The following is a 24,711-nucleotide window of genomic DNA, read 5'->3' as shown; positions in this document are numbered from 1 at the left end:
GTTAAGCCTCATTTGCTGTAGTTGAAGTAAAGAAACCTTGTTCGAAGCGGTGTTGCGCCATCATTTGTGCACTGCAGTCACCCGCTTGAAGTGGTATTAGGGTCAGTCCGTAGCGGAATTCGTCCATGTAGAGGCGGTATGAATCAAGCACTTCGCTACCCCAAGAGTTAGAACCTAGGCCCATCAACTTGTGGTCGAGGTTGAGCGTGATGTAGCCACTCTTTTCTAGCTCAATCGTATGCTGCGCTTGGTGCAGGTTTTGGTTGGTGTAGAACCAAGCGCTGAAGTTGATTTCTTGTTGAGGTTTAACCAATAAACCTGTGCCATTGCGATTCGTTAGTGCGGCCCAGCGAACATGTTGACGGTTACCGTTGTTTTGTGGGAACGGGTAGTTCTCAAACATGTCAGCAACTGTGCTTTGGTAAATATCAATCATGTTGGCTTGTTTACTGTCTTGGTAGTTCTCCTCAGGGCCACGGCCATAGTATTTCACTTGGTCGAAGTCACCATTGATGCCAAGGTCTAAACCAATTACTGGAATGACATGAGGGTAGTCACCGTAACGCTCGCCACTCAGTTCAACATTAAGTTGTCCTTCCGCATTGATTTGGTAGCGGTATTCACAGCGCATGCCGAAATCAAATACAGGAGGAGCAATAATGCTGGTGGTCGTGATCTCTACTTTGCCGTTCACTTGCTCAACATTTAGTGTGCGGAAGTGCTCTTGCATGATTTGTAGGTGGGCAGGCTCCCACAGACCTTCATGTTCTTGCTTATGGTTGTCGATCATTGGTTTGAAGAAGTTCAGCTTTGGCTGGGACTTGATCAGCTCTTCTCCATTCACAATCCAAGAAGTCAGCTTGCCGTTTACCTTCGAGAAGTTAAGCGCGAAGTTGTTACCTGAGATTAGGTAGTCAAGGCGGCTCTCTTCTACGTTAAGTGGTGTAGCGTTGTGGTTATTAAACGCAGCTTCTGTCGCTGTGTTCTCTTTTAGTTGGTATTGGTAGATTGCAATGTCGTGGTTCGCCGCGCTGTAAAGCGTACGTGAGTCTTTGCGTACTGTGAAGTTGATGAAAACTTCACGCTCATCAAGCTGAGGAATAGCGATTTCAATTTCGCGCGCTGAGTTAGCTGCAAGTTCTTCGACTTTGAACTGAACTGTGCGCAGTGTTTCACCTTCAGCGCGAATGTCAGCGGTGATGGTGTAATCATTGAGGTTGGTAAACCAAAGTTTGTTCTCTACGATGAACTTACCCGCTTGCTCATCAATCGCGCGGATTTTCACCGGTGCGATCACTTGCTTGTACTCTTTCAGGCCAGGGCCCGGTGTTTGATCAGGGTAGACCAGACCATCCATACAGAAGTTGTAGTTGTTTGGATAATCGCCGTAGTCACCACCGTATTTGTAGAAGGTTTCGCCTTTTTCATCACGAGCAAGAATGCCATGGTCACACCATTCCCAAACGTAGTGACCTTGAATATGGTCATGCTTGTAGAACACGTTTTGGTATTCGGTTAGACCACCAGGGCCATTACCCATTGCATGAGCGTATTCACAGATGATGCGTGGCTTTTCATGCGGGAATTCACCGAAATAGTTCATCAGTTGAGCACGTGAGTACATAGTTGAAATTACATCTACTACTTCGGCATCACGATCTTCTTCGTAGTGCACTAGGCGCGTATCGTCGATTGCTTTAGTCGCCTCGTACATAGAGCGGATATTACAGCCATAGCCAGACTCGTTACCCAGAGACCACATGATGATCGAAGGGTGGTTTTTCTGCGCGTGTACGTGACGTTCAGCGCGCTCGACGAAGACGGCTTCCCACGCTGCATCGTTAGTGATACGGCTTAGATCGCCAACGTTGGCAAAGCCATGGGTTTCGACATCGGTTTCCGCCATCACAAACAGGCCGTAAATGTCACACAGTTCGTAGAAGCGAGGATCGTTAGGGTAGTGCGCAGTACGTACTGAGTTGATGTTGTGTTGCTTCATCAGCACGATATCTTTTTCGACGCGATCCATGCCGACAGCGCGACCTTTTAGATGATCGTTATCGTGGCGGTTTACCCCGTGCAGCATCACGTATTGGTTGTTGATGTAGAACAGGCCGTCACGCACTTTAATGTCGCGGAAACCAACGCGTTGCGGGATAACTTCAAGGGTTTTACCTAGGTTGTCTTTTAAGGTTACAACCAGTTGGTAAAGGTATGGATTTTCAGCCGTCCAGTGAGTAGGGCTGTCCATTTCAATCTCAAAGCGAGTCTGCGCCTTGTCGTCGATAGTCAGGTTGCTACATGAGCCTTGTGCAACAACCTGACCTTTATCCATTAGGGCGTAATCAAGGGCATAGCCGGAAGCTTGTAAGGTGGTTAAGTTTTCAAGTTCTACTTGGCAAGAAAGGGTCGCCGCAAGGTAATCGTCGGCGAAATCAGTGCGAACAGTCAGATCTTGGACGTGAACTTGCTCTTTACCAACAAGGTAAACATCACGGAAGATACCCGCAGTCCACCACATATCTTGGTCTTCAATGTACGTAGAGTCAGCCCACTGCATCACGCGCACAGAAAGAAGGTTGTCACCTTGTTGTACATACTTAGAAATGTCGAATTCTGCGGTTAGACGGCTGCCTTTGCTGAAACCAACATACTCACCGTTTACATACACTTCAAAGTAAGTCTCTACACCGTCGAACTTGATGATGGTTTGTTTGTCGTTCCAGTTTTCACCTAGAGTGAAAGTGCGTTGGTAAGCACCGGTCGGGTTATCGGATGGGACGAAAGGGACGTCAATTGGGAATGGGAAACCTTCGTCTGTGTATTGAAGGTCGCCGTGGCCTTCCATTTGCCACATGTTAGGAACGGTAATTTGTCCCCACTGATCCATTTTTTGTGAGTAAAACTCTTCAGGAACCAACATTGGGTTAGTGAAGAAGTTGAAGTTCCATTGGCCGCTCAACAGCATAAAGTGGCTACTTAGCTCACGCTGGAATGTTTGGGCAGTCTTAACTGAGTTGTATGAGAAGAAGTAAGCACGTGGTGCCATACGATTCTCATGTAGATGAAGGAAGTTTTCCCAGTTGTTCACGTTTATTCTCCCTCGGCTAGCGATGCCGACGTTCTAATCAAAATGCAGCTCTATGAGTATCTGGAAAATATATTAGTAAAAGTTTTACTAAATAAAATTAGTGAAAACGTTTTACTTTAACTAGATCACGCTTTGAGACAGCCTAAGCGTGAAAGGTGTGATCTAATTAAAAGAGTGATTAGTGAGCCGTAAAAGGAGAGGGAGAGCGTGATTTATCTAAGGGGAAATATAAGAAGATAAATAAAAAGGCACTGTAATCAGTGCCTTATATTATTAATTGGGTCAGTTTTTTAGTGTTTGGTTGTATCACGCAACTTTAATTTACTTGGTACGTAAACTTGTAGCGGCAGCGCTCTTCCGTCGCGAGACTTTTCGACCAATAAGTTTACCCCTTGAACCCCCATCATTTCAGAAGGGATACGCACCGTAGATAGAGACGGGAAAGTAAACTTAGCGGTCGGAATATCATTGACACTAATCAGCGAGATATCTTGCGGGATATTCAAACCATGCTCGTGAATAGCTCTGAGTACACCGATAGCAATCGAATCAGAGGCGATAAAGAGTGCACTTGGGTAGTCAGGTTTAGCGAGCATTTCCTTCGCCAGTTTATAGCCGGATGAGCTAGTGAATTCACCACGATAGATATCATCCAGTGACACGACATCCTTTAGCTGGCCATATTCCGCAAAGGCGACTTCACGAATGTCAGGTGTGTTTGCTACATCTTGGCCACCAATAAAGCCGATACGTTGATAGCCTTGCTCAATGAAGAAGTCAGTGATTTCTTTGCTGATACGAGATAGGTCAATGTCGACTGAATCGTAGTTGGAGTCATTGTCACTGAAGTCGACATAGCAAATGTTATCGGTCAGCTTTTTAACCTCAGCTAATGTTTTAGAGTTACTGCGACCGACCAAAAGCACACCAGAGATCTTACTTTCACCCAACTGAATATCGTTGTCATAGCAATTAGTTAGTTCAATACCTAACTTGTCACACTGAGTTTCAATACCGTGACGAATCGATAAGTAGTAGGGATCGTTGATCTCGGCTTCTTGCTTATAGTTGTACAGTGCTAAGAAGTGGTGGTTCTGTTTTCGCGCTAAGATGGCTTTTTTTGAGCTGCTGGTTTTGTATTCGAGCTTTTCGGCAATCTCTAGGACTCGGTGCTTTGTCTCTTCTTTTACACTGAGAGTAGGGTCGTCGTTTAGTACTCGCGACACCGTCGCTAAAGAGACGCCTGCCTCACCTGCAATATCTTTAAGTGTTGCCATTAATTCTAATATCCCTATACGTGCTCTAAAACTGGGCATTATTTATTGCCTTTCATTGTAATCAATCCAACGCAGTAATCACCAATTTTTAGTAAAAATCCTTATCAAGGAACCGTTTTTCCTCGCAAATGCGCTTTTATTGACGAAATTATAAGCTTTTAGGATTCTGTAAAGGTAGTTTTACTAAATGTAAGCCATTTAAGGTCTTTTGGTCGCCTTATTATGAGAATCTTGTGGAAACGTTTACATAACGAGAAATTGATCACGGATCTCTCCCTGTTGTGACTGATAGACTTTTTGTCATTGAAGAGTGTGGCATGCCCATGCGGCACTGAAATGATCGTAAAAAAGCTTATAGAGTAGGAGAGCGAAACGTGAAAGTTCTTGTTACAGGCGGAATGGGATACATAGGCAGTCATACCTGCGTGCAGATGATCAAAGCGGGGATGGAGCCGATCATCATCGATAACTTATGTAATGCAAAAGACGCGGTATTAGATCGTATCGAAGCGCTAACAGGGACAAAGCCGCTGTTTTACTTAGGCGATATTCGAGACGAAGCCTTTTTAGATGAGGTGTTCAATCGACACGATATTAAAGCGGTCATTCATTTTGCTGGATTAAAAGCAGTAGGGGAATCTGTCACCAAACCACTCGAATATTACGATAACAATGTTAACGGCACCCTAGTACTAGCGCGCTCAATGCGTAAAGCAGGGGTGAAAAGTATTGTCTTTAGCTCTTCTGCGACAGTGTATGGTGATCCAGAGGTGGTGCCAATTACTGAAAATTCTCCTACAGGTCAAACAACCAACCCATATGGTCGCAGCAAGTACATGGTGGAAGAGTGCTTGAGCGATCTGTTCAACGCAGAAAACGATTGGAGCATTACCTTACTGCGTTACTTCAATCCGGTTGGGGCACACCCATCCGGCACCATGGGCGAAGATCCACAAGGCATTCCAAATAACCTGATGCCATTTATTGCCCAAGTTGCGGTGGGTCGTCGTGAGTCTCTATCCGTCTTTGGCAATGACTACCCAACCCCAGATGGAACAGGAGTTCGCGATTATATCCATGTAATGGATCTCGCCGACGGGCATATTGCGGCGTTAAAGGCTGTCGGTGAAAAGGTCGGCCTGCACATATACAACTTAGGCACAGGCAAAGGTTCCAGTGTTTTAGAAATGGTTGATGCGTTTGGTAAAGCTTGCGGTGCACCTATTGCCTACGAAATGTGCCCGCGTCGCCCAGGTGACATCGCTGAGTGCTGGGCAAGTACTGATAAAGCGGAGCGAGAACTCGGTTGGAAAGCCACTCGCAGTGTCGATGAGATGACGGCCGATACGTGGAAATGGCAGTCAAATAACCCGCACGGCTATTCCCCTGCGTAATTGAAGCCGCAGCGTTGTTGATTGGCTGCCTAGCTGCAACTCCAATTTCATTGGGGAATGCGGAAATATAATTTTAAAAGTTGAGTAAGTAAGATGTCGAATGTTGAATTTAACCCAGTAGATCACCCACACCGTCGCTATAACCCATTAATAGGTCAATGGATTTTGGTATCCCCTCACCGTGCAAAGCGTCCTTGGAGTGGTGCTGATGAGAAACCTGCGATTGATGAGTTACCAAGCTATGAAGAGAAGTGTTTCCTTTGTCCAACCAATGAACGTATTTCTGGTGATGTAAACCCTGATTACCAAGGGACTTATGTGTTCAAAAATGACTTTGCGGCATTGATGACTGATTCGCCTGAAGCGCCAAAGTCAAACAACCCTTTGTTTAGAACTCAAGGTGTACGCGGTTTAAGTCGTGTGATCTGTTTTTCTCCAGATCACAGCAAAACGCTACCAGAGCTGCCAGTTGAAAAAATCCGCGGTGTGATTGATACCTGGAATGAGCAGATCGAAGAGTTAGGCAAAGAGTACGTCTGGGTCCAAGCGTTTGAGAACAAAGGCGAGACCATGGGCTGTTCACAGCCTCACCCACACGGTCAAATTTGGGCTAACAGCTTCTTACCGAATGAAATTGAACGTAAAGAACACAACTTAAAAGCGTACTACCAAGAGCATGACAGAAACTTGTTGGTGGATTATGTGCAAGCGGAACTTAAAGATGGTTCGCGTACAGTGGTAGAAACCGAACATTGGATTGCGGTAGTTCCTTACTGGGCGGCGTGGCCATTCGAAACCATGCTACTTCCTAAAACGCACATTCGTCGAATGAGTGAGCTAACCGATGAGCAGCGCGATGACCTTGCGGTTGCAATCAAAAAGCTAACTAGCCGTTACGACAACCTATTTCAATGTTCTTTTCCTTACTCAATGGGCTGGCACTACGCTCCGTTCTTTGAACAGGGCACTGATATTGAGCATTGGCAGCTACACGCGCTGTTCTATCCACCACTGCTGCGCAACGCAACGGTACGCAAGTTTATGGTTGGTTATGAAATGCTGGCAGAAAGCCAACGCGACCTAACCGCAGAGCAAGCAGCGCAGCGTCTGCGTGACTTGAGCGACGTGCATTACAAAGAACAATAACCTCTTTCATATTTGAAGCTGCAGCGTTGTTGACTGCACAAATTCCCCCTAATCACATAGAGAATCTATGCTCATAGGGTTGAATTAGTTTGTCGCCTAGCTGCAACTCCAACTATTTAAGAGGTGTGATTATCGTGGCTTGAGATTTGAGCTGCTATTTAAGAATAAAACAGTGTGAGAACTACCTATGTCTGATCTAATCCAAAATGTGAAAACTTCTTTTGCACAGGTGTTGGGCTACGCGCCGAGCCACATCATTCAAGCGCCAGGCCGGGTAAACTTGATTGGTGAGCATACCGATTACAACGATGGTTTTGTCCTACCATGTGCCATTAACTATCAAACAGTGGTGGCTGCGACTAAGCGTGATGACAATATCGTTCGTGTTGTGTCGGTAGATTACGGTAATGAAACCGATCAGTTCGACATCACTGAAGAAATTACCTTCCAGCAAGACAAAATGTGGGCGAACTACATTCGCGGTGTTGTTAAGTGCCTTCTTGCTCGCGGCTATCAGTTCAGTGGTGCCGATATTGCAGTCAGCGGTAACGTCCCTCAAGGTGCTGGTTTAAGCTCATCAGCCGCTCTTGAAGTCGTGATTGGTCAAACCTTTAAAGTGCTGTTCAATCTTGAAATCAGTCAAGCCGAGATCGCATTGAATGGTCAGCAAGCTGAAAATGAATTTGTCGGCTGCAATTGCGGAATCATGGATCAGATGATTTCAGCAGAAGGCCAAGAGAATCATGCGATGCTGTTAGATTGCCGCAGTTTGGAAACGACGGCGGTATCCATGCCTGAGGATATGGCGGTTGTTATCATCAACTCAAATAAGAAACGTGGTTTGGTTGATAGCGAATACAACACTCGTCGTGAGCAGTGTGAAGAAGCGGCTCGCATCTTTGGTGTAAAAGCATTGCGTGATGTCTCTATTGAGCAGTTCAATAATAAAGTTGATGAGTTAGATGTGATGGTGGCTAAACGAGCTCGCCACGTGATTACTGAAAATGATCGCACCGTAGAAGCAGCGCAAGCACTTCGTGCACATGACATGAAGCGCATGGGGGAATTAATGGCGCAGTCTCATGCTTCAATGCGCGATGACTTTGAAATCACCGTGCCTGAGATTGATACCCTAGTAGATATCGTCAAAGAGGTAATCGGCGAACAAGGCGGCGTGCGTATGACAGGCGGTGGTTTTGGTGGCTGTATTGTTTCTGTGATGCCGCCTGCGTTGGTTGAACAAGTGAAAGTTGCGGTTGAAGAAAAGTATCAAGCAGCGACAGGGCTGAAAGAGTCCATTTACGTCTGCCAAGCAAAAGATGGCGCAGGCATTGTGGAGTAATGAACGTAGTGACTCATCCTCTTTTTCAAATAATGACTGAGCAGCCTGCCTACGATGGTAAGCCTGCTCAGCTTGTGGAATTGACCAATGCATCGGGGGTTAGCATTGTGTTGATGGACATCGGGGCTACTTGGCTCAGTTGTCGGCTACCCTTGGCATGCGGGGAGCATCGTGAAGTTGTATTGGGTGTAGGGTCCATGTCTGACTTCGAGTGCCAACAAAGTTACATGGGGGTAACAGTTGGTCGTTATGCAAACCGTATTGCCAATGGTCGTTTCCATATCAATGGCCGTGACTATCAATTAGTGACCAACCAAGCGGGTAACTGCTTGCATGGTGGCGTTTCAGGGTTTGATAAATTGCGTTGGAACATCGTCGAACAAAGTACCAGCCGCGTGGTGTTTAGTTTACATTCAGCCGATGGTGACCAAGGTTTCCCGGGCAACTTAGAGGTCTCTGTTCGTTATCAGCTAAATGATGATGGTAAATTCGATATTGAATATATCGCTCATACCGATCAAGCCACGCCAGTGAACTTAACGAATCACGCCTATTTTAATCTTAATGGTACGGGTAGTGAGCTAGATGCGCTTAATCACCAACTGACTATCAAGGCTGATTATTACTTGCCAACCAGTGATGTCGGCATTCCTCTTGGTGAGTTAGAAACGGTACAAGGAACTGGGTTCGATTTTCGACATCCTAAGAGTGTTAGCCAAGACCTTTTGCTAGATGAACAACAGCAAGTTGCTAAAGGCTATGATCACAGCTACTGGTTTGACCCGAATCGTGACACTCAAAGTCCTGTGGCCACTTTAGTCAGTCAAGATCAGCAAGTGAGTGTGTCAGTGATGACCGATAAACCTGCAATGCAACTCTATACGGGTAATTGGTTAGCAGGAACGCCTGCGAGAAATGGTCAAGAGTATGCAGACTATTCAGGGTTGGCGCTAGAGACTCAGTTTTTGCCTGACTCGCCGAATCACCCTGAGTGGCAGCAGCCAAGTTGTATTCTGCTACCGGGCGAAGAGTATTGCTATAAAACCACCTATCAATTTGGTTTTTAGCCTAGGTGAAACAGTGCTTATTATTAAAAACGCCAGTCGAGTGACTGGCGTTCTTTAGGCTTGAAAACTACAAATCTTCAAACTCATCGATGGCGAGTCTCGCCTCAGAAACCGTGCAGCCAGATTGTGCGACCAATTGGTTTAGCGTGATATTGGGTGAATCAGCAATCAGAGCCGCAAGGTCAACCACAGGTGTCGGCAGTGTTTTATCGATCGCGGTTACAATCCATCGCGTATCTTCGGTGGTTAACTGGCTTTTTAGTTGCCGTAACGACGCTTCTTCTCCACTGAGCAGCCAATTACGTGAACGTCGGATACGCTTTATCTGGCAGCCTTGTTCTGTCATAAGCTGAATGACTTGCGCTTTATCTGCGACGCGGTGAACAAAGCTGTTTAGCGGAACCGAAATCATAACTGTTGGAGTAGGGAGGTTGCAGTCAAGAGTGGAACTCACTTTAGCGCAACCTTGTTTAAACTGCTACAGCGCACCTCTAATACAGCATTGCTCTTTTCCTGTTTGATAACTGCTTCCTATTAGCTTCGATAGTTATTCCCTATCAGAGCTATAGAAACGTTCAAATTTACCTATTAAGTCTCTCGGGGCAATATATCTCCATCGACGCAAGGCAGCGTTCACAAACACTAGATTAGAAAGAGAGTAAAATCATGATCAACACAGAAATCAAACCATTCAACGCAACAGCATTCAAAAACGGCGAATTCGTAGAAATCACAGAGCAAGATGTGAAAGGTAAGTGGGCAGTATTCTTCTTCTACCCAGCTGATTTTACTTTCGTATGTCCTACTGAACTTGTTGACCTACAAGAAAAATACGCAGAACTTCAGTCTCGCGGCGTAGAAGTTTACTCAGTATCAACAGATACTCACTTCTCACACAAAGCGTGGCACGATACTTCAGACAAGATCGGCACTATTGAATACTTCATGGTAGGCGACCAAACAGGCACTATCACTAACAACTTTAACGTAATGCGTGAAGGTCAAGGTCTAGCAGACCGTGCTACGTTCCTAATCGACCCACAAGGTGTTATCCAAGCGATGGAAATCACTGCTGAAGGTATCGGTCGTGACGCTGAAGACCTACTACGTAAAGTAAAAGCGGCACAGTACGTTGCAAACAACCCAGGTGAAGTTTGCCCAGCTAAATGGAAAGAAGGTGAAGAGACTCTAGCACCATCTCTAGACCTAGTAGGTAAAATCTAAGCTCTAATTAATTAGAACCTAGTTTAAGGTACATTGAGTCCGCGCTCCTAAAGGGCTCGGTGTACCGCCCTAACTGTAAAGCCACATCGTTATTCGGTGTGGCTTTTTTGTTTTATCCCTAGCTCTGGGCTTATTTGTTTTCTGATAGGTTTTGCCTACCAAAGTGATAGAAACGTTCGAATTTACCAATCTTAGCGATCACGGCAAACTAACTCCATCAGCGCAAAAGAGCGCATCACGAAACAGATTTTATACAAATTCGGGAAGGCACGATTATGTTAGACCAAGCGATGAAGCAGCAGCTTAAAGCATACCTAGAAAACCTAAAAACAGACGTTCAACTTGTTCTTAGCCTTGATAGCAGCGAAACCGCAACTAAGCTACAAGCGCTTGCTGACGATATCGCGTCACTGACTGATAAAGTTCAAGTATTACGTGATGACAGCGCAAGTGCACGTAAGCCAATCATGCAGGTTGTGAACCAAGAGAAAGGTACTGCGATTGGTTTTGCGGGTCTGCCAATGGGTCATGAGTTTACTTCTTTAGTACTTGCACTGCTTCATAGCGGCGGTCACCCGATTAAATTGGAAGCGGACGTAATCGAGCAGATCAAACAGTTAGATAAAGAGCTGAATGTTGAAATCTTTATCTCGCTATCGTGCCAAAACTGTCCAGAAGTGGTTCAGGCATTCAATATGATGTCGGCAATCAACCCGCTAATCAAAACCACTATGATTGATGGTGCGGCATTCCAAGATGAAGTGAAATCACGCGACATAATGGCAGTACCAAGTGTGTTTGTTAACGGTGAGCTATTTGGCCAAGGTCGTATGTCACTGGCTGAGATCCTAAACAAAGTAGACTCAGGCGCAGCAGAGAAGAAAGCGGCGAGCTTAAATGAACAAGCGCCATTTGATGTTTTGGTTGTCGGTGGTGGTCCAGCGGGTTCTTCAGCGGCAATCTACGCTGCACGTAAAGGTATTCGCACTGGTGTGGTTGCAGACCGTTTTGGTGGCCAAGTGATGGATACTATGGCGATTGAAAACTTTATCTCAGTTAAAGCGACAACCGGTCCTAAGTTAGTCGCGAGCCTAGAAGAGCACGTAAAAGAGTACGGCGTAGAGGTGATGACTGAGCAGCGTGCAGCGAACATTATCGACGCAGAAGATAGCGAAGATGGTTACATTCACGTTGAACTTGAAAGTGGCGCAGTACTACGAGCTCGCTCAGTGATCACTAGCACTGGTGCACGCTGGCGTGAAATGAACGTACCGGGTGAACAAGAGTACCGCAACAAAGGTGTCGCTTACTGCCCACACTGTGACGGTCCACTGTTCAAAGGTAAAAAAACGGCGGTTATCGGTGGTGGTAACTCAGGCATTGAAGCGGCGATTGACCTAGCGGGTATTGTTGAGCACGTAACGGTTCTTGAGTTTGCTGACACACTACGCGCTGACCAAGTTCTTATCGACAAAGCTAACGCAACCGCAAACATTGAAATCATCAAAATGGCACAAACGACTCAAGTACTTGGTGATGGCAACCGTGTGACAGGCCTAGAGTACAAAGACCGCAGTACAGATGAGCTTAAGCAGATTGAACTTGCGGGTATCTTTGTTCAAATTGGTTTGATGCCAAACAGCGAATGGCTGAAAGGAACTAAGGTTGAACTCTCTCCTCGTGGTGAGATTGTGATTGACGCTCATGGCGCGACATCAATGAAAGGTGTATTTGCTGCTGGTGATGTAACAACAGTTCCTTACAAGCAGATCATTATTGCGATGGGTGAAGGTGCTAAAGCAAGTTTAGGTGCGTTTGATTACCTAATTCGTACTCCGGCTCCAACTAAGGTCGCCGAGCCAGCGTAATAGATTTATTGTCCATATATATTTGCAAACATTTGGTCGACTATCCGACACCACTTCCAAGCGATTGGAAGTGGTTTTTTTATGTTTGGAGCTATGAGCGAGTTTCAAACCATTGCTGCATAAAATCGGTAAAGGCGGACAGTTTGACGCTGCTTCTTAGCTGCGGCGGGTAGATCAGGTAAATAGCGCTTTCGGCAATCACATAATCTTGCAGTAGTTGAACCAAAGAACCGTTATCGAGTGCTGGTTGAACTAAGTAACAGGGCATTTTTATGATGCCTTTGCCTTTTTCTGCAGCAGCGAGTAATAACTGATTGTCGCTGATCAACATATCACCATGAGTGCTGACTTGTTCACTTTTCCCTTGTTTTGAGAACTGCCACTGGCGCAAGTTTGGATCGGACATGCAGTTGTGTTTAATCAAATCACTCGGTGTCAGTGGTGTTCCTTTGCGGGCTAAATAGTCTGGTGAAGCGCAGCAAATATGCTGATACGGCATCAGCTTCTTCGCCACCATATTATCGGGTGGTGTATTGGTGGCGCGAATGGCTAAATCAAAATGGCTGTTAGCTAAATCTTGTCGGTTATAGCCGATGTCGAGGTCAAACTCGATGTCAGGATGAAGCTGTTGAAATTGATGGCAAATATCGACTAAGAATCGGTGGCTGAAAATGGTTGGAGCGGTAATGCGCAGTAAGCCACTCACCTCAGACTTGGTATGGTCGAGCTCTTTTTCTAGCTCAAGGATTGAGGCGTTGATGCCATGCATTTTGGCTAATATTTTCTCACCTGCCGCGGTGAGTCGCACACTGCGCGTCGAGCGGATCAATAAGCTGGTGGCAAGCTCTTGTTCAAGTTGGTTGATTTGAGAGGATAAGTAGCTGCGAGAAATACCCAGTGACTCTGCGGCTTTCGAAAAGCTTAACTGCTTGGCTACTTCACTAAATAGCGCGTAGCGTTCAAAGCGTTTGTGCATCTTGTGCATGGTTAGATCTCTTAATAGCCGCTAATGATAGTGATTATATCGTGCTATATAAGAAATTAAAGTGAGCCTATTGTGCGTTATATCGAATTATCTTTTCTGGTTAAGTGGTTTAATCGCAGTTAGCGCAGTCAGTATACTGGGTGCAGCACAGCACAGCACGTAGCACGGCTATGTAGCAAACCAAAATAAGGGTATATAACATGCAGAAGACGCATCCGGTATTTTCACCACTGATTCAAGGTTACTGGCGTATGGCCGAGTGGAACATGACCACTCAGCAGCAGCACGCTTTTGTTAAGCAGCATATTGAGTTGGGGATCACTACAGTCGATCACGCGCCTGTATATGGCCCAGAGTCAGCATGTGAGCGCATGTTTGGTGATGTTCTATCGCTTGACCCTAGTCTGCGTGATCAGATTGAAATTGTCTCCAAATGCGGTATTTATCGCGGAGAAGGTAAGCAAGTTAACCATTACGATAGCAGCAAAGCGGCGATTATTGCCTCGGCTGAAGAGTCCCTTTCACGCCTAAAAACAGAGCAATTGGATGTGTTATTGTTGCACCGCCCTGATTTATTGATGGATGCGGATGAAGCGGCTGAGGCTTTTGCCCAGTTAAAAGCGGCGGGTAAAGTGAAACACTTCGGTGTATCGAACTTTACGCCATCTCAGTTTGAGTTACTGCAATCACGTCTAGATACGCCACTGATCACTAACCAAGTAGAGATTAACCCAGTTAACCTGCAGGTCACAGAAGACGGTACTTTAGATCAACTGCAACGTCACCGCGTTCAGCCAATGGCTTGGTCATGTTTAGCGGGGGGGGTATTTTCACTGACAACAGTGAGCAAATGGTTCGTCTGCGTGAAACATTGACTGACATTGCTGAAGAAATTGGCGCAGCATCTATCGACCAAGTGCTGTTTGCTTGGGTAATGAATATGCCGTCAAAGCCAGTACCGATTATTGGTAGCGGTAATATTGAGCGCGTTAAAACGGCAGTTGGTGCATTGGAGCTAACTCTGACTCAAGAGCAATGGTATCGAGTTTGGGTAGCGTCGAAAGGTCACGGCGTTGCGTAAGCCATTTAGATAATCAAAGGGCATCACTGAAAAGTGATGCCCTTTTTGTTTTGATTCAGTTGGAGACTTTTTCGACCGAATTGCGTCTGACTAAAGTTGGTGTGAACACCATCGCATCCGTGCTTGTCTGCTCGGCCTTAGCAAGGTTTAAGGCTAAGTGCGCGGCACGTTCTGCCATCATGGCGATTGGGTAGCGAATGGTTGTTAAGCGTGGGCTCACGTAGCGGGCAATCAAGCCATCATCAAAGCCCATCATTGAAATTTGATCTGGGACCTTAAGACCATTTTCATCCAACACGGACAACGCGCCAGCCGCCATGTAGTCGTTATAGGCAACAACGGCGGTGATATCGACCGACTTAGTCAGCAGGTTAGTCATCGCCACTTCACCGCCATCACTGTCTGGCTCACCATATTCAATGTAGTTATCTGGCAGCGAGATATTGTTTTCACGTAGTGCGGCTAAGTAGCCTTCAACGCGTTGGTTGGAGTCTTCGATGTTGTGTGAAGAGGCGACACAGGCAATTTTTTTGTGTCCGTGTCGAATCAAATATTCCGTCGCAAGATAGGCGCCTTTGAAGTTATCCAGCGAGATACAACGCTCGGCGATTTCTGGGATGTGTCGATTGATCACCACCAAGCCTTTTACCTCTTTGGCGTAGCCGAGTAGTTCTTCATCGGATAAGCCTTTCGAGTGAATTACCAGCGCCTCACAGCGATTGTTGATCAAAAGTTCGATCGCTTTTCGTTCTTGCTCAGGGTCGTGGTAGCCATTGCCGATCAAGATATGTTTGCCGTGCTCGTGCGCGACGCTATCTACCGATTTTACCAGTGTGCCGAAGAAAGGATCCGATACGTCTGATACCAGAATACCGACTGTATTACTGCTTTGACTGACGAGCGCTTTGGCTGCGGCATTTGGTCGATAGCCTAATTGCGCCATCGCTTTGGTGACAGATTCAACCGATGCTTTACTCGCTTTGGGTGATTTGTTGATCACTCTTGATACAGTAGCAATTGAGACGCCGGCTTCTCGTGCTACATCTTTAATGGTCGCCATGTTAGACCTCAATAAATTTCACTGTGACCATTTAACCTTGAGCGTGTAAATAACGCAATATGATTACATTTAAGATTGAAAAAATGAGATCTTTACCACTTGTAATACATGGGATTACTGATAGTGTAAACGTTGTCTTTTAGTAAACTTTTACCAAATCAACAAGCACTGAGGATTATCATGGAAACGATCGCTTATACTGACTTCGCTAAATTGGAAATGCGTACCGGAAAAATCATTGAAGTGGCTCGCCACGAAAACGCAGATAAGCTCTATATTGTGCAGATTGATGTCGGTGAAAAAACGCTGCAGACGGTGACAAGTCTTGTGCCTTACTACACTGAAGAACAATTGATGGGCAAAGAAGTCGTCGTACTGTGTAACCTAGCGAAAGCGAAAATGCGCGGTGAAACCTCTGAGTGCATGTTGCTCTGTGCAGAAACGGATGATGAATCGGAAAGTGTGCTACTTACCCCAGAGCGATCAATGCCTGCTGGGGTTCGTATCGTTTAACTAGAGCTGTCTCTCTATTCGGCTGAGGGTTGTTCAGGACCTTGCTTCAGCCACCAGAGCATCAATAATATTGTGGTGCTCTGATTTTACGCCCGCCAAGTTGCCATATTTCGGTTGGTGACGATCGTTTTCTAATGGGAAGTTCCAACCTATGGTATGTTCAACGAACTCTTTAGCAAATTGCTCTGAGATTTCTAGACAGCCAGCAAGTACGGTATCGACGTAAGTTTGCATGATTGGACTCAATGAACACGGCGGTTCAGGACTATCTTTAACGTAGACCCAGATTTGATCTTGCTGAGCAAAGTTAACTGATGAGTCAATGTTGTTGAGTTCTATCTGAATACGATGATAACCGCGCTCGCGAATATCAAATTCCGCTAATCCTTGCTCACTGACAGCCAATAAAACACCATTGACCTTTCCATGCCCCTTATCGACGACAAGAGGGGAGAGGATATAGCTGTCATCAACTTTACCCCAATAACGTTTAAGGCCAGTCACGGTTGCAGGTTCGGCTTGCGATGTTTGTCCCGTCAACTGACGAGAAGCTGAATTCATTAAGCTTCCGTAGCCAAAAATGTAGTGCGTCATTCATCCCTCCAACTTACAGCGACACTTGAACAATCTAAGCTAGCATCTTTGACCAGAAAATAAATCAATATTTTAAACATGACAGAGTCATAATGACTCGATTTTTATGTGTCGTTATGACTTTTTTATAGGCGTAACCTATGAGAAGTACCTTGTTTTTAAAGTCTTTCACAGTTGGAACACTTCTTGCGATAGTCAAAATAGTTAAACAAGTTTACAAAATCATAGTTAATAGCCGGGAGTTGTTCAGTGCTTAATATTACTGACAAAAAAGTTGAAGAAGCGATTCCGCCCGTATTGCGTCTAGGATTTAGACCATTTTTCTTATTGGGTTCTATATACGCGGTGATTGCCATTGCGTTGTGGGTATGGATGTTTCAAACCGGAAAGCCGTCAGCGCTAAACGTACCAGTCCTGTGGTGGCACGTGCATGAGATGCTGTTTGGCTTTGCGATGGCGATAGTGGCAGGCTTTGTATTGACCGCGGTGCAAAACTGGACCGGAATCAACGGCACTAAACATCATCGATTAGCGATATTGGTGATGTTGTGGGGGCTCCCACGGGTGTTATTTTGGACGCCTGCTCCTCTATGGCTGATTTCGTCTATCGAAGCTCTGTTCCTCGCGTTTACCGCTTATGAAGTGGGCTCTCGGGTAGTGAAAGCAAAAGGATGGCGCAATCTGTTCTTTGTCCCTCTATTCGTCTTAGCAATCGCGGCTAACTTTGCTAGTTACGCGACGATTAAAGGGATGCCACCATTTCCTTCTTCAGCGGTTTGGCATGCGATGCTGTGGTGGTTCACCATGCTGCTATCTATTATGGGTAGTCGTGTGATTCCATTTTTTACTGCGCGACGTTTCAACTTTGAAAAGCCGCAGCCAATTGTTTGGTTAGATTGGGCAGCAAACTTACCTTTAGCGGGTCTGTTTATTTTGAGCTTCTTCCCGATGACGTTTGCCCAGCTTGGTCAACCGCTGATGGTGATTTCTGGTTTGGCTCATTTGGTCAGAGTGATGCGTTGGCAGCCGTGGCGCACATTAAGCGAGCCTTTGGTTTGGTCATTGCACGCAACCTATCTGTGTATTCCGGTGAGTTTGTTATTACGCGGCTTACTGACCAATCCGTTTATGAGTCACAATATGCTACACGTATTTGCAATTGGTGCGATTGGTGGGGTTATCTTAGCGATGATCGCTCGTGTCACCATGGGCCATACTGGTCGCGCTATTTATCAAGGGCCGAACATGAGCATTGCTTTTGCATCGATCGTTTTAGCGGCAATTGTACGCAGTGTTGGTGCTGCTTTCTTCCCTGCCTACCTAATTGAAGTAGTGAATATCAGCGCCTTGTTGTGGGTATTAGCGTTTGCTTTGTATGTGGCGAGATTTGGTAAGATGTTGATTAATGCCCGCGTCGATGGGCATCCGGGCTAACTATATTGAACGACAGAAACGAAAAAGGCTTGGTGTGTACCAAGCCTTTTTGCTTGAGATTAGCCCGCTTTATTGACTTCACTTATTGTCACTACTTTGTCTTGCAGTGATTGGTGAATGTAGTCAGCAATAGCGCTCTGTTCCTCTTCTGATAGATAGAGGCCCAGTTTAGTTCGGCGCCATAAGATGTCTTCTTGAGTGACCGCCAGTTCGTGATTGATCAAGTAATCAATTTCAAGCTGATAAACACCTTGAGCCCCTTGCGAGAACTCGGTTCCCATATCGGCAAGACTGGTTTTTCCATCGAGCATTTTCCACGTATAGGTACCAAATTGAGTTACGTAACGAAGGATCAAGGCTTCAGGCAACCATGAGTATTTGGCTTGAATCGTTTGAGCGAGCTGCTCTCGACTACAGCTAAAGTTACCACCTGGTAAGGTTTGATTTGCGGTCCAAGGGCTGCCCATATTCGATAAATACGGCTCAAGCTTTTTCAGTGCTGCCTCACCCAACTTACGATAGGTAGTCAGCTTACCGCCAAACACAGATAGCAACGGAGCTTGATCGAGTTCTGCCTCCAGCTCCAAGGTGTAGTCGCGAGTGATCGCTTGTGGTGAGTCCGATTCATCATCACACAGTGGGCGAACACCACTGTAAGTCCACACTACATCGTCACGCTCTAGTTGCTTAACGAAGTGCTGGTTGACGATATCAATCAAGTAATCCACTTCATCATCGGAGATCGCTACTTTTCTAGGATCGCCCTTGTACTCAACATCAGTGGTGCCGATGATCGAAAACTTATCCAGATAAGGGATCATAAACACGATACGATTATCTTTGTTTTGTAAGATGTAAGCTTGTGGCTCGTCATGGATACGTGGCACAACAATGTGTGAGCCTTTAATTAGGCGAATGTTACGTGGCGAAGCTTGCTCTAAACCATCATCGAAGAACTGTTTCACCCAAGGGCCAGCGGCGTTCACTAAGGTTTTTGCTTTACGCTCAAAACGCTGATCGGTCATCACATCGTGTACCGTCACATGCCAAATGCCATTTTCTCGGTGCGCTTTTTCTACTCGGCAATAGTTGCGAGCTTCAGCGTTGTTTTCTTTTGCTGCTAGCACGTTTAATAGCACCAAACGAGCATCGTCCACCCAGCAATCTGAGTACTCAAAGCCTTTCTTCATTTCTGGCTTGAGTAGGCCAGACTTAGATAAATCCACCCCTTTACTGGCTGGTAAGGTGGTGCGTTTCCCCAAATTATCGTAAAGGAATAAGCCACAGCGAATCATCCATGCTGGGCGTAAAAATGGGCGATGGGGTAAACGAAAACGCATAGGCCTAGCGACATGAGGTGCTTTTCTTAATAGCACTTCACGCTCTGCAAGTGCTTCAGAGACTAAACGAAACTCATAGTGCTCAAGATAACGTAATCCGCCATGGATCAGTTTTGAGCTTGCAGAAGATGTTGCAGAAGCAAAGTCATTGGCTTCGTATAAGCCGACAGAAAGACCACGGCCGGCAGCGTCTGCTGCGATGCCTGCGCCATTAATGCCACCACCGATAACAATCAAGTCGAGAATTTCTGATGCATTCGATGCAGTCGCATTGTGTTGGATACTCATAAATTTTGACCTCTTGGTGAGCGAACGAGCATTTTGGAACATGGAATTATCGTAACTTAGGTTTCGTTCTTGATCATCCTTTATTTTCGTTTATGAGCGTTTTGTGTGATTTAGGCATGAAAAAACCTTCTATAAAGTGTAGAAGGTTTCGTTTTATGAGCAAGTTTGATTGTTATTCGGCTGAATAACTTTCTATAACTTCCAATGGAATCGAGTGTTCTTTAAGAATGGTTTGAATCTCTTTTGGTGGATGTCGGTTGGTAAACAGCATATGCAGCTGGGAGATATTACCGAGCTTAACCATGGCATTGCGACCAAATTTGGTATGGTCAACGGCTAAGAAGACGCTGCGACTGTTCTCTATGATCGCTTGTTTGACTCTCACCTCATGGTAATCGAAATCGAGCAGTGAGCCATCAAAGTCGATGCCACTGATACCGAGAATACCGAAATCTAAACGGAACTGCTTAACAAAATCGAGGGTTGCTTCACCCACGATACCGCCGTCGCGATTACGAACTTCACCGCCAGCCAAAATGACTTTGAATTCAGGGTTAGGCAACAAAATAGTCGCAACGTTAATATTGTTGGTCACAACACGTAACTGCTTATGGTTTTTGTTCAATGCGCGCGCAACCGCTTCTGGTGTGGTACCGATATCAATAAAAAGTGTGGCACCATCTGGAATATGCTTAACTAACTCTTCGGCAATGAGGTCTTTTTCATTAAAGTTCAGTGATTTACGAGTTGTATAGCTGGTGTTTTCCGAGCTTAGTGGAATCGTTGCGCCACCGTGGTATCGGCGAATTTTATTATCATCCGCAAGCTCGTTGAGATCGCGGCGGATGGTTTGCGGGCTAACATTAAACTTTTCTACCAGTTCATCCGTGCTGACGTAGCCCTGCTGTTGAACCAGCTCAATGATCTGCTGGTGTCTTGGTATTTGCTTCACTTATTACTCCCTGACCGAGGTCGAAACTTTCGAATTGGTGATTTCGAAAAGCCGCACTCGATAATTTTACTACGGCTATTGTGCTCGAATTTGCGTATATAGAGAAGGGGAAGTCATAAGGAATAGGGGATAAGACGCAAAAAGGGCGCAAAATTGCGCCCTTAACTTATTCATTCAACGAGAAATTAATCTTCGTCGTCGTGCATCTCAGCCCAGGTCTGTGCACATTTCACCGCGCGTTTCCAACCTTTGTAGCGACGGCTGCGTTTTTCTTCATCATGGTGAGGAAGGAACGTACGATCCAATACCGCTTTACCTTGTAGCTCGTCGATATTGTTCCAGTAACCTACCGCTAAACCCGCTAGGTAAGCAGCGCCAAGAGCCGTTACTTCGGTCACTTCAGGGCGGTGAACTTCGGTATCGAGTACATCAGACTGGAACTGCATTAGGAAGTTATTCGCCACAGCGCCGCCATCAACGCGTAGGTTAGCCAGCTTAATACCCGAGTCAGCTTGCATTGCGTCAAGAACGTCACGTGTTTGGTAAGCGATACCTTCCAGTGTTGCGCGGATAATGTGGTTAGAGTTAACACCACGTGTTAGACCAACGATTGTGCCACGAGCGTATGCATCCCAATATGGTGCGCCAAGACCCGTAAAGGCAGGAACCACATACACACCGTTTGAAGAGTCGACTTTAGTTGCGAAGTACTCTGAATCTTTTGCATCCGCGAGAAGTTTCATTTCATCACGTAGCCACTGGATTGAAGCGCCGCCCATAAATACCGCACCTTCAAGAGCGTAAGCAGGCTCACCTGTTGGACCACAAGCTAGTGTTGTCAGTAGGCCATTTTTTGAGGTGACTTTCTCTTGGCCGGTATTCATTAGCAAGAAACAACCCGTGCCATAAGTGTTTTTCGCTTGTCCTGCTTCAACACACATTTGACCATAAAGCGCCGCTTGTTGGTCACCAGCAATACCAGCAATAGGAATACGCGTACCGCCTTTACCACCAATGTTGGTTTGGCCGTACACTTCCGATGAGCGTTTCACTTCAGGCATCATTGATGCAGGAATACCAAGCTCATCCAACATTTTTTGATCCCAGCAAAGGTCATTGATGTTGAATAGCATAGTACGAGATGCGTTGGTGTAATCAGTGACATGAACACGGCCTTGAGTCATTTTCCACACTAGCCAAGTATCCACGGTACCGAACAGCAGTTTACCCGCTTCAGCATCTTCACGAGCGCCTTCTACGTTATCAAGAATCCACTTTACTTTCGTGCCCGAGAAATAAGGGTCTAGCACTAAACCTGTGTTATCACGTACGTAATCTTCAAGGCCGCGCTCTTTTAAATCTTCACAGATATCGGCAGTACGACGACATTGCCAAACAATTGCGTTGTAAACTGGTTTACCGGTTTCTTTGTTCCAAACGACAGTGGTTTCGCGTTGGTTAGTGATACCAATACCCACTAATTGGTCGCTGCGGATGCCCGACTTGCCTAATGCCTCAACCAGTGTTGAACTTTGTGTTGCCCAGATTTCCAGAGGATCGTGCTCAACCCAGCCTGCTTTAGGATAAATTTGTGTGAACTCACGCTGCGCTACGCTAACGATATTCGCATCGTGGTCTAGGATTACGGCGCGAGAGCTTGTTGTGCCTTGATCTAGGGCGACAATGTACTTTTGCTCAGTCATGGTAAGAATCCTTTTTGTTTTGTTATTTATATTTTAGTTAATACAGGGTTGGAAAGTTATGCGCGTGCTTCTTGAGCTTCGTCTTCTTGATCGCATTGGTTTGGAATTGTGCAACCTTGACCTTGTTGAGGTAAGTAAGCCGCGATTGCTTTCGGGTATAACCAACCACCGAAACAAGCACCAGCAATAGGAGCAAGAATCGGAACGATGAAGTATGGAATATCTTTCGCACCGGTTAGCGCGTATTCCCAGCCAGCAAAGTAAGCGAATAGTTTCGGACCAAAGTCACGAGCAGGGTTCATTGCGAAACCAGTTAGCGGGCCTAAAGAGCCACCAATCACTGCGATAAGAATACCGATCAGTAGTGGGTTCATTGCACCGCGAGAAGCTCCATTACTTTCATCCCCCAGAGCCAAAATAACGAACATCAGCACAGCAGTAATAACAAACTCCACAGCAAAAGCGCCGAAGAAAGAGAGTGAAGCGTGTGGGTATGTTGAGAAAATACCTGCTGTTGCTAAGGCATCTTTGCTGTCACGAGTAAAGCCATGAGCGATTTCGTAGTCAGTAAATAGGTTGCTGTATAGGGCGTAAACCAGTGCCGCAGAACAGAATGCACCTAATAGCTGTGAGATGATGTAAGGGATGACTTTTGCTTTATCAAAACCATGGAATGCCGCAAGGGCGATGGTTACCGCTGGGTTAATGTGCGCTCCTGATACTCCGGCAGTACAATAGATAGCGATGGCGACGCCGAATCCCCACATGATACTAATTTCCCATTGTCCAAATGTTGCTCCGGTTAATACCAAAGCTGCCACACAGCCAACGCCAAAAAAGATCAGTAGTCCGGTACCGATAAACTCGGCCAAGCATTCACCTAGTAGGGTAGGTTGTTTGTTCGTTGTCATTTTCAAAGTCCTTTGTCGTTTGTGCTTATCTAGCACGGTGATATTGTGCATATTTAAGCGGGTTCGAAAATAAACGAGCATTAAAAGTGAGCGTTTGAGCATAAAATTGTTAATCAACTCCACTTTATTTGTTAAATAACGCAGCTTTTAGAACAAAAGTGAAACTGATATGAACGTAATTGCTCGGAGAGGAAATTAGAAGTGGCTAAATTAACGCTGAATCACGCATATAACAACTGGTAAGATGAGTCTGCAAGCGGGAAGTGTGAAGGTGGTGCGGAATTGGTGAATAGTTATCCAGCCAAACAAGAGCCAAAAAAAAGGCTGGCACTTTCATGCCAGCCATAGTTTATCCGTTTTCGCTTAGTTGTTGCTGTGAAGCTCAGAGTTCAGTTCAACAGCGGTTTTGTTTGCTAGACATTCGATTTGACCAGTCACTGAGTTGCGACGGAATAGTAGGTCAGAAACACCAGCAAGGTCGCGAGCTTTAACCACTTCAACTTCTTTGCCTTCAGCAATCATACGAACTTTAGAACCTGCTGTTACGTACAGACCAGACTCAACCGTACAACGGTCACCTAGTGGGAAACCAAGACCAGCGTTAGCGCCTAGCAGTGAGTTTTCACCGATAGAAACAACCACTGTACCACCACCAGATAGTGTGCCCATGATAGAAGCGCCACCGCCGATGTCTGAACCGTTACCAACAACAACACCTGCAGAGATACGACCTTCAACCATGCTTACGCCAGTTGTACCTGCGTTGAAGTTGATGAAGCCTTCGTGCATAACCGTTGTGCCTTCACCCACGTGCGCACCAAGACGAACGCGTGAAGTATCAGCAATACGAACGCCTGTTGGAACCACGTAATCAACCATTTTAGGGAACTTGTCTACACAATCTACCGACAGCGCGCGACCTGCTAGGCGTGCTTCGATTTGACGATCAGCAAGTTCTGGTAGATCGATAGGGCCTTCGTTAGTCCATGCAATGTTGTGCAATAGACCGAAGATACCATCAAGAACAGTGCCGTGTGGTTGAACTAGACGGTTAGAGATAAGTTGTAGCTTAAGGAAGCCTTCTGCAACCGATGCTGGTTTCTCATCTGTCGCAAGTACAACAAGTACTAGCGGTTGTGAAGATTGCGCTGCTTTTGCTGCGAAAGATGCGTTTGCAGCGTCGCCATTTGCTTCAAATGCTGCCGCTAGATCTGCACTTTGCGCTGCTGAGATCTCGATAGCTTGGTTGCCTTGTTCGTAACCTGCAACTTTCGCTACTGCTTCAACAAGCGCGTCAGCTGGGTTTAGAGCTGGGTTAGGGAAAAATGCTTCAATGACCTTTCCGTCACGGTTTTTCGTTGCCGTACCAAAGGCTAGAGAAAAGTAAGCCATGTTGAATCTCCATGTTTTGAATTTGTTGTGAGAGCGTTTTTGCTCGTTC

At 45.9% G+C, this 24,711-nt stretch carries 19 protein-coding genes and 1 pseudogene; 9 read left to right on the top strand and 11 right to left on the bottom strand.

Translation table 11 applies throughout. The annotated features are described in order from the left end of the window. Window position 1: 1 nt before the first annotated feature. Together ebgA and ebgR are read right to left on the bottom strand one after the other, a co-directional pair. The gene (ebgA, locus tag ACU01J_RS09525; RefSeq protein WP_481085482.1) at window positions 2-3,091 is read right to left on the bottom strand and encodes a beta-galactosidase subunit alpha; all 3,090 of its coding nucleotides are present in this window, start codon (window positions 3,089-3,091) and stop codon (window positions 2-4) included. Between the two features lie 290 nt (window positions 3,092-3,381). After that, on the bottom strand, window positions 3,382-4,368 hold the full coding sequence (gene ebgR, locus ACU01J_RS09520; protein ID WP_481085481.1) for a transcriptional regulator EbgR: 987 nt from the start codon (window positions 4,366-4,368) through the stop codon (window positions 3,382-3,384). A gap of 374 nt (window positions 4,369-4,742) precedes the next feature. Between ebgR and galE the strand changes: the two genes are divergently transcribed. The 4 genes from galE to galM all read left to right on the top strand — a co-directional run bounded on the left by galE (window position 4,743) and on the right by galM (window position 9,317). Beyond that, a complete protein-coding gene (gene galE / locus ACU01J_RS09515; protein ID WP_481085480.1) occupies window positions 4,743-5,762 on the top strand; it encodes a UDP-glucose 4-epimerase GalE in 1,020 nt (339 codons plus the stop codon). Between the two features lie 93 nt (window positions 5,763-5,855). After that, window positions 5,856-6,908, top strand: coding sequence for a UDP-glucose--hexose-1-phosphate uridylyltransferase (locus ACU01J_RS09510; RefSeq protein ID WP_481085479.1), 1,053 nt, complete (start codon window positions 5,856-5,858; stop codon window positions 6,906-6,908). A 187-nt stretch (window positions 6,909-7,095) separates the two neighbouring features. Next, entirely contained in the window at window positions 7,096-8,250 is a 1,155-nt protein-coding gene (galK, locus tag ACU01J_RS09505) for a galactokinase (RefSeq protein WP_481085478.1), read from the top strand. Between the two features lie 8 nt (window positions 8,251-8,258). Beyond that, complete coding sequence (galM, locus tag ACU01J_RS09500) at window positions 8,259-9,317, top strand: galactose-1-epimerase (protein WP_481085517.1); 1,059 nt, start codon at window positions 8,259-8,261, stop codon at window positions 9,315-9,317. A 67-nt stretch (window positions 9,318-9,384) separates the two neighbouring features. Here the strand turns inward: galM and ACU01J_RS09495 are convergent, their stop codons facing one another. Beyond that, the gene (locus ACU01J_RS09495) at window positions 9,385-9,729 is read right to left on the bottom strand and encodes a ribosome recycling factor family protein (protein ID WP_481085516.1); all 345 of its coding nucleotides are present in this window, start codon (window positions 9,727-9,729) and stop codon (window positions 9,385-9,387) included. A gap of 254 nt (window positions 9,730-9,983) precedes the next feature. Between ACU01J_RS09495 and ahpC the strand changes: the two genes are divergently transcribed. Then, window positions 9,984-10,541 carry an alkyl hydroperoxide reductase subunit C gene (gene ahpC / locus ACU01J_RS09490; protein WP_004413034.1) on the top strand — a complete coding sequence of 186 codons (558 nt, stop codon included), beginning with the start codon at window positions 9,984-9,986 and terminating at the stop codon, window positions 10,539-10,541. A 275-nt stretch (window positions 10,542-10,816) separates the two neighbouring features. Beyond that, entirely contained in the window at window positions 10,817-12,409 is a 1,593-nt protein-coding gene (gene ahpF / locus ACU01J_RS09485) for an alkyl hydroperoxide reductase subunit F (RefSeq protein ID WP_481085477.1), read from the top strand. Between the two features lie 91 nt (window positions 12,410-12,500). Here the strand turns inward: ahpF and ACU01J_RS09480 are convergent, their stop codons facing one another. Beyond that, the gene (locus ACU01J_RS09480) at window positions 12,501-13,394 is read right to left on the bottom strand and encodes a LysR family transcriptional regulator (RefSeq protein WP_481085476.1); all 894 of its coding nucleotides are present in this window, start codon (window positions 13,392-13,394) and stop codon (window positions 12,501-12,503) included. A 200-nt stretch (window positions 13,395-13,594) separates the two neighbouring features. On the opposite strand from ACU01J_RS09480, the pseudogene ACU01J_RS09475 reads away from it, so the two are divergent. Further along, window positions 13,595-14,475 (top strand): annotated as a pseudogene (locus ACU01J_RS09475) (aldo/keto reductase). 55 nt (window positions 14,476-14,530) lie between these two features. Here the strand turns inward: ACU01J_RS09475 and ACU01J_RS09470 are convergent. Continuing rightward, a complete protein-coding gene (locus ACU01J_RS09470) occupies window positions 14,531-15,535 on the bottom strand; it encodes a substrate-binding domain-containing protein (protein WP_481085475.1) in 1,005 nt (334 codons plus the stop codon). Between the two features lie 180 nt (window positions 15,536-15,715). On the opposite strand from ACU01J_RS09470, the gene ACU01J_RS09465 reads away from it, so the two are divergent. Further along, window positions 15,716-16,048 carry a tRNA-binding protein gene (locus ACU01J_RS09465; protein ID WP_053440651.1) on the top strand — a complete coding sequence of 111 codons (333 nt, stop codon included), beginning with the start codon at window positions 15,716-15,718 and terminating at the stop codon, window positions 16,046-16,048. A 33-nt stretch (window positions 16,049-16,081) separates the two neighbouring features. On the opposite strand, the gene ACU01J_RS09460 is transcribed toward ACU01J_RS09465, so the two are convergent. Continuing rightward, window positions 16,082-16,642: a gamma-glutamylcyclotransferase family protein gene (locus tag ACU01J_RS09460; RefSeq protein WP_481085474.1), complete on the bottom strand. Its 561-nt coding sequence runs from the start codon at window positions 16,640-16,642 to the stop codon at window positions 16,082-16,084. Between the two features lie 249 nt (window positions 16,643-16,891). On the opposite strand from ACU01J_RS09460, the gene ACU01J_RS09455 reads away from it, so the two are divergent. Next, on the top strand, window positions 16,892-18,076 hold the full coding sequence (locus ACU01J_RS09455; protein ID WP_481085473.1) for an NnrS family protein: 1,185 nt from the start codon (window positions 16,892-16,894) through the stop codon (window positions 18,074-18,076). A gap of 59 nt (window positions 18,077-18,135) precedes the next feature. On the opposite strand, the gene glpD is transcribed toward ACU01J_RS09455, so the two are convergent. From glpD to dapD, 5 genes are all read right to left on the bottom strand, one after another. Then, entirely contained in the window at window positions 18,136-19,704 is a 1,569-nt protein-coding gene (gene glpD / locus ACU01J_RS09450) for a glycerol-3-phosphate dehydrogenase (protein WP_481085472.1), read from the bottom strand. A gap of 172 nt (window positions 19,705-19,876) precedes the next feature. Continuing rightward, window positions 19,877-20,656, bottom strand: a complete 780-nt coding sequence (locus ACU01J_RS09445; RefSeq protein WP_481085471.1) for a DeoR/GlpR family transcriptional regulator — start codon at window positions 20,654-20,656, stop codon at window positions 19,877-19,879. 185 nt (window positions 20,657-20,841) lie between these two features. Further along, entirely contained in the window at window positions 20,842-22,359 is a 1,518-nt protein-coding gene (glpK, locus tag ACU01J_RS09440) for a glycerol kinase GlpK (protein WP_481085470.1), read from the bottom strand. Window positions 22,360-22,415: 56 nt separating this feature from the next. Further along, window positions 22,416-23,270, bottom strand: coding sequence for an MIP/aquaporin family protein (locus tag ACU01J_RS09435; RefSeq protein WP_481085469.1), 855 nt, complete (start codon window positions 23,268-23,270; stop codon window positions 22,416-22,418). Window positions 23,271-23,633: 363 nt separating this feature from the next. Further along, the gene (dapD, locus tag ACU01J_RS09430; protein WP_481085468.1) at window positions 23,634-24,662 is read right to left on the bottom strand and encodes a 2,3,4,5-tetrahydropyridine-2,6-dicarboxylate N-succinyltransferase; all 1,029 of its coding nucleotides are present in this window, start codon (window positions 24,660-24,662) and stop codon (window positions 23,634-23,636) included. Between the last annotated feature and the right edge of the window lie 49 nt (window positions 24,663-24,711).

The organism is Vibrio sp. 2433-A1 (assembly GCF_056726085.1).
The sequence above is the reverse complement of the archived record's forward strand: the minus strand, read 5'-3'. Positions and strand labels throughout refer to the sequence as shown.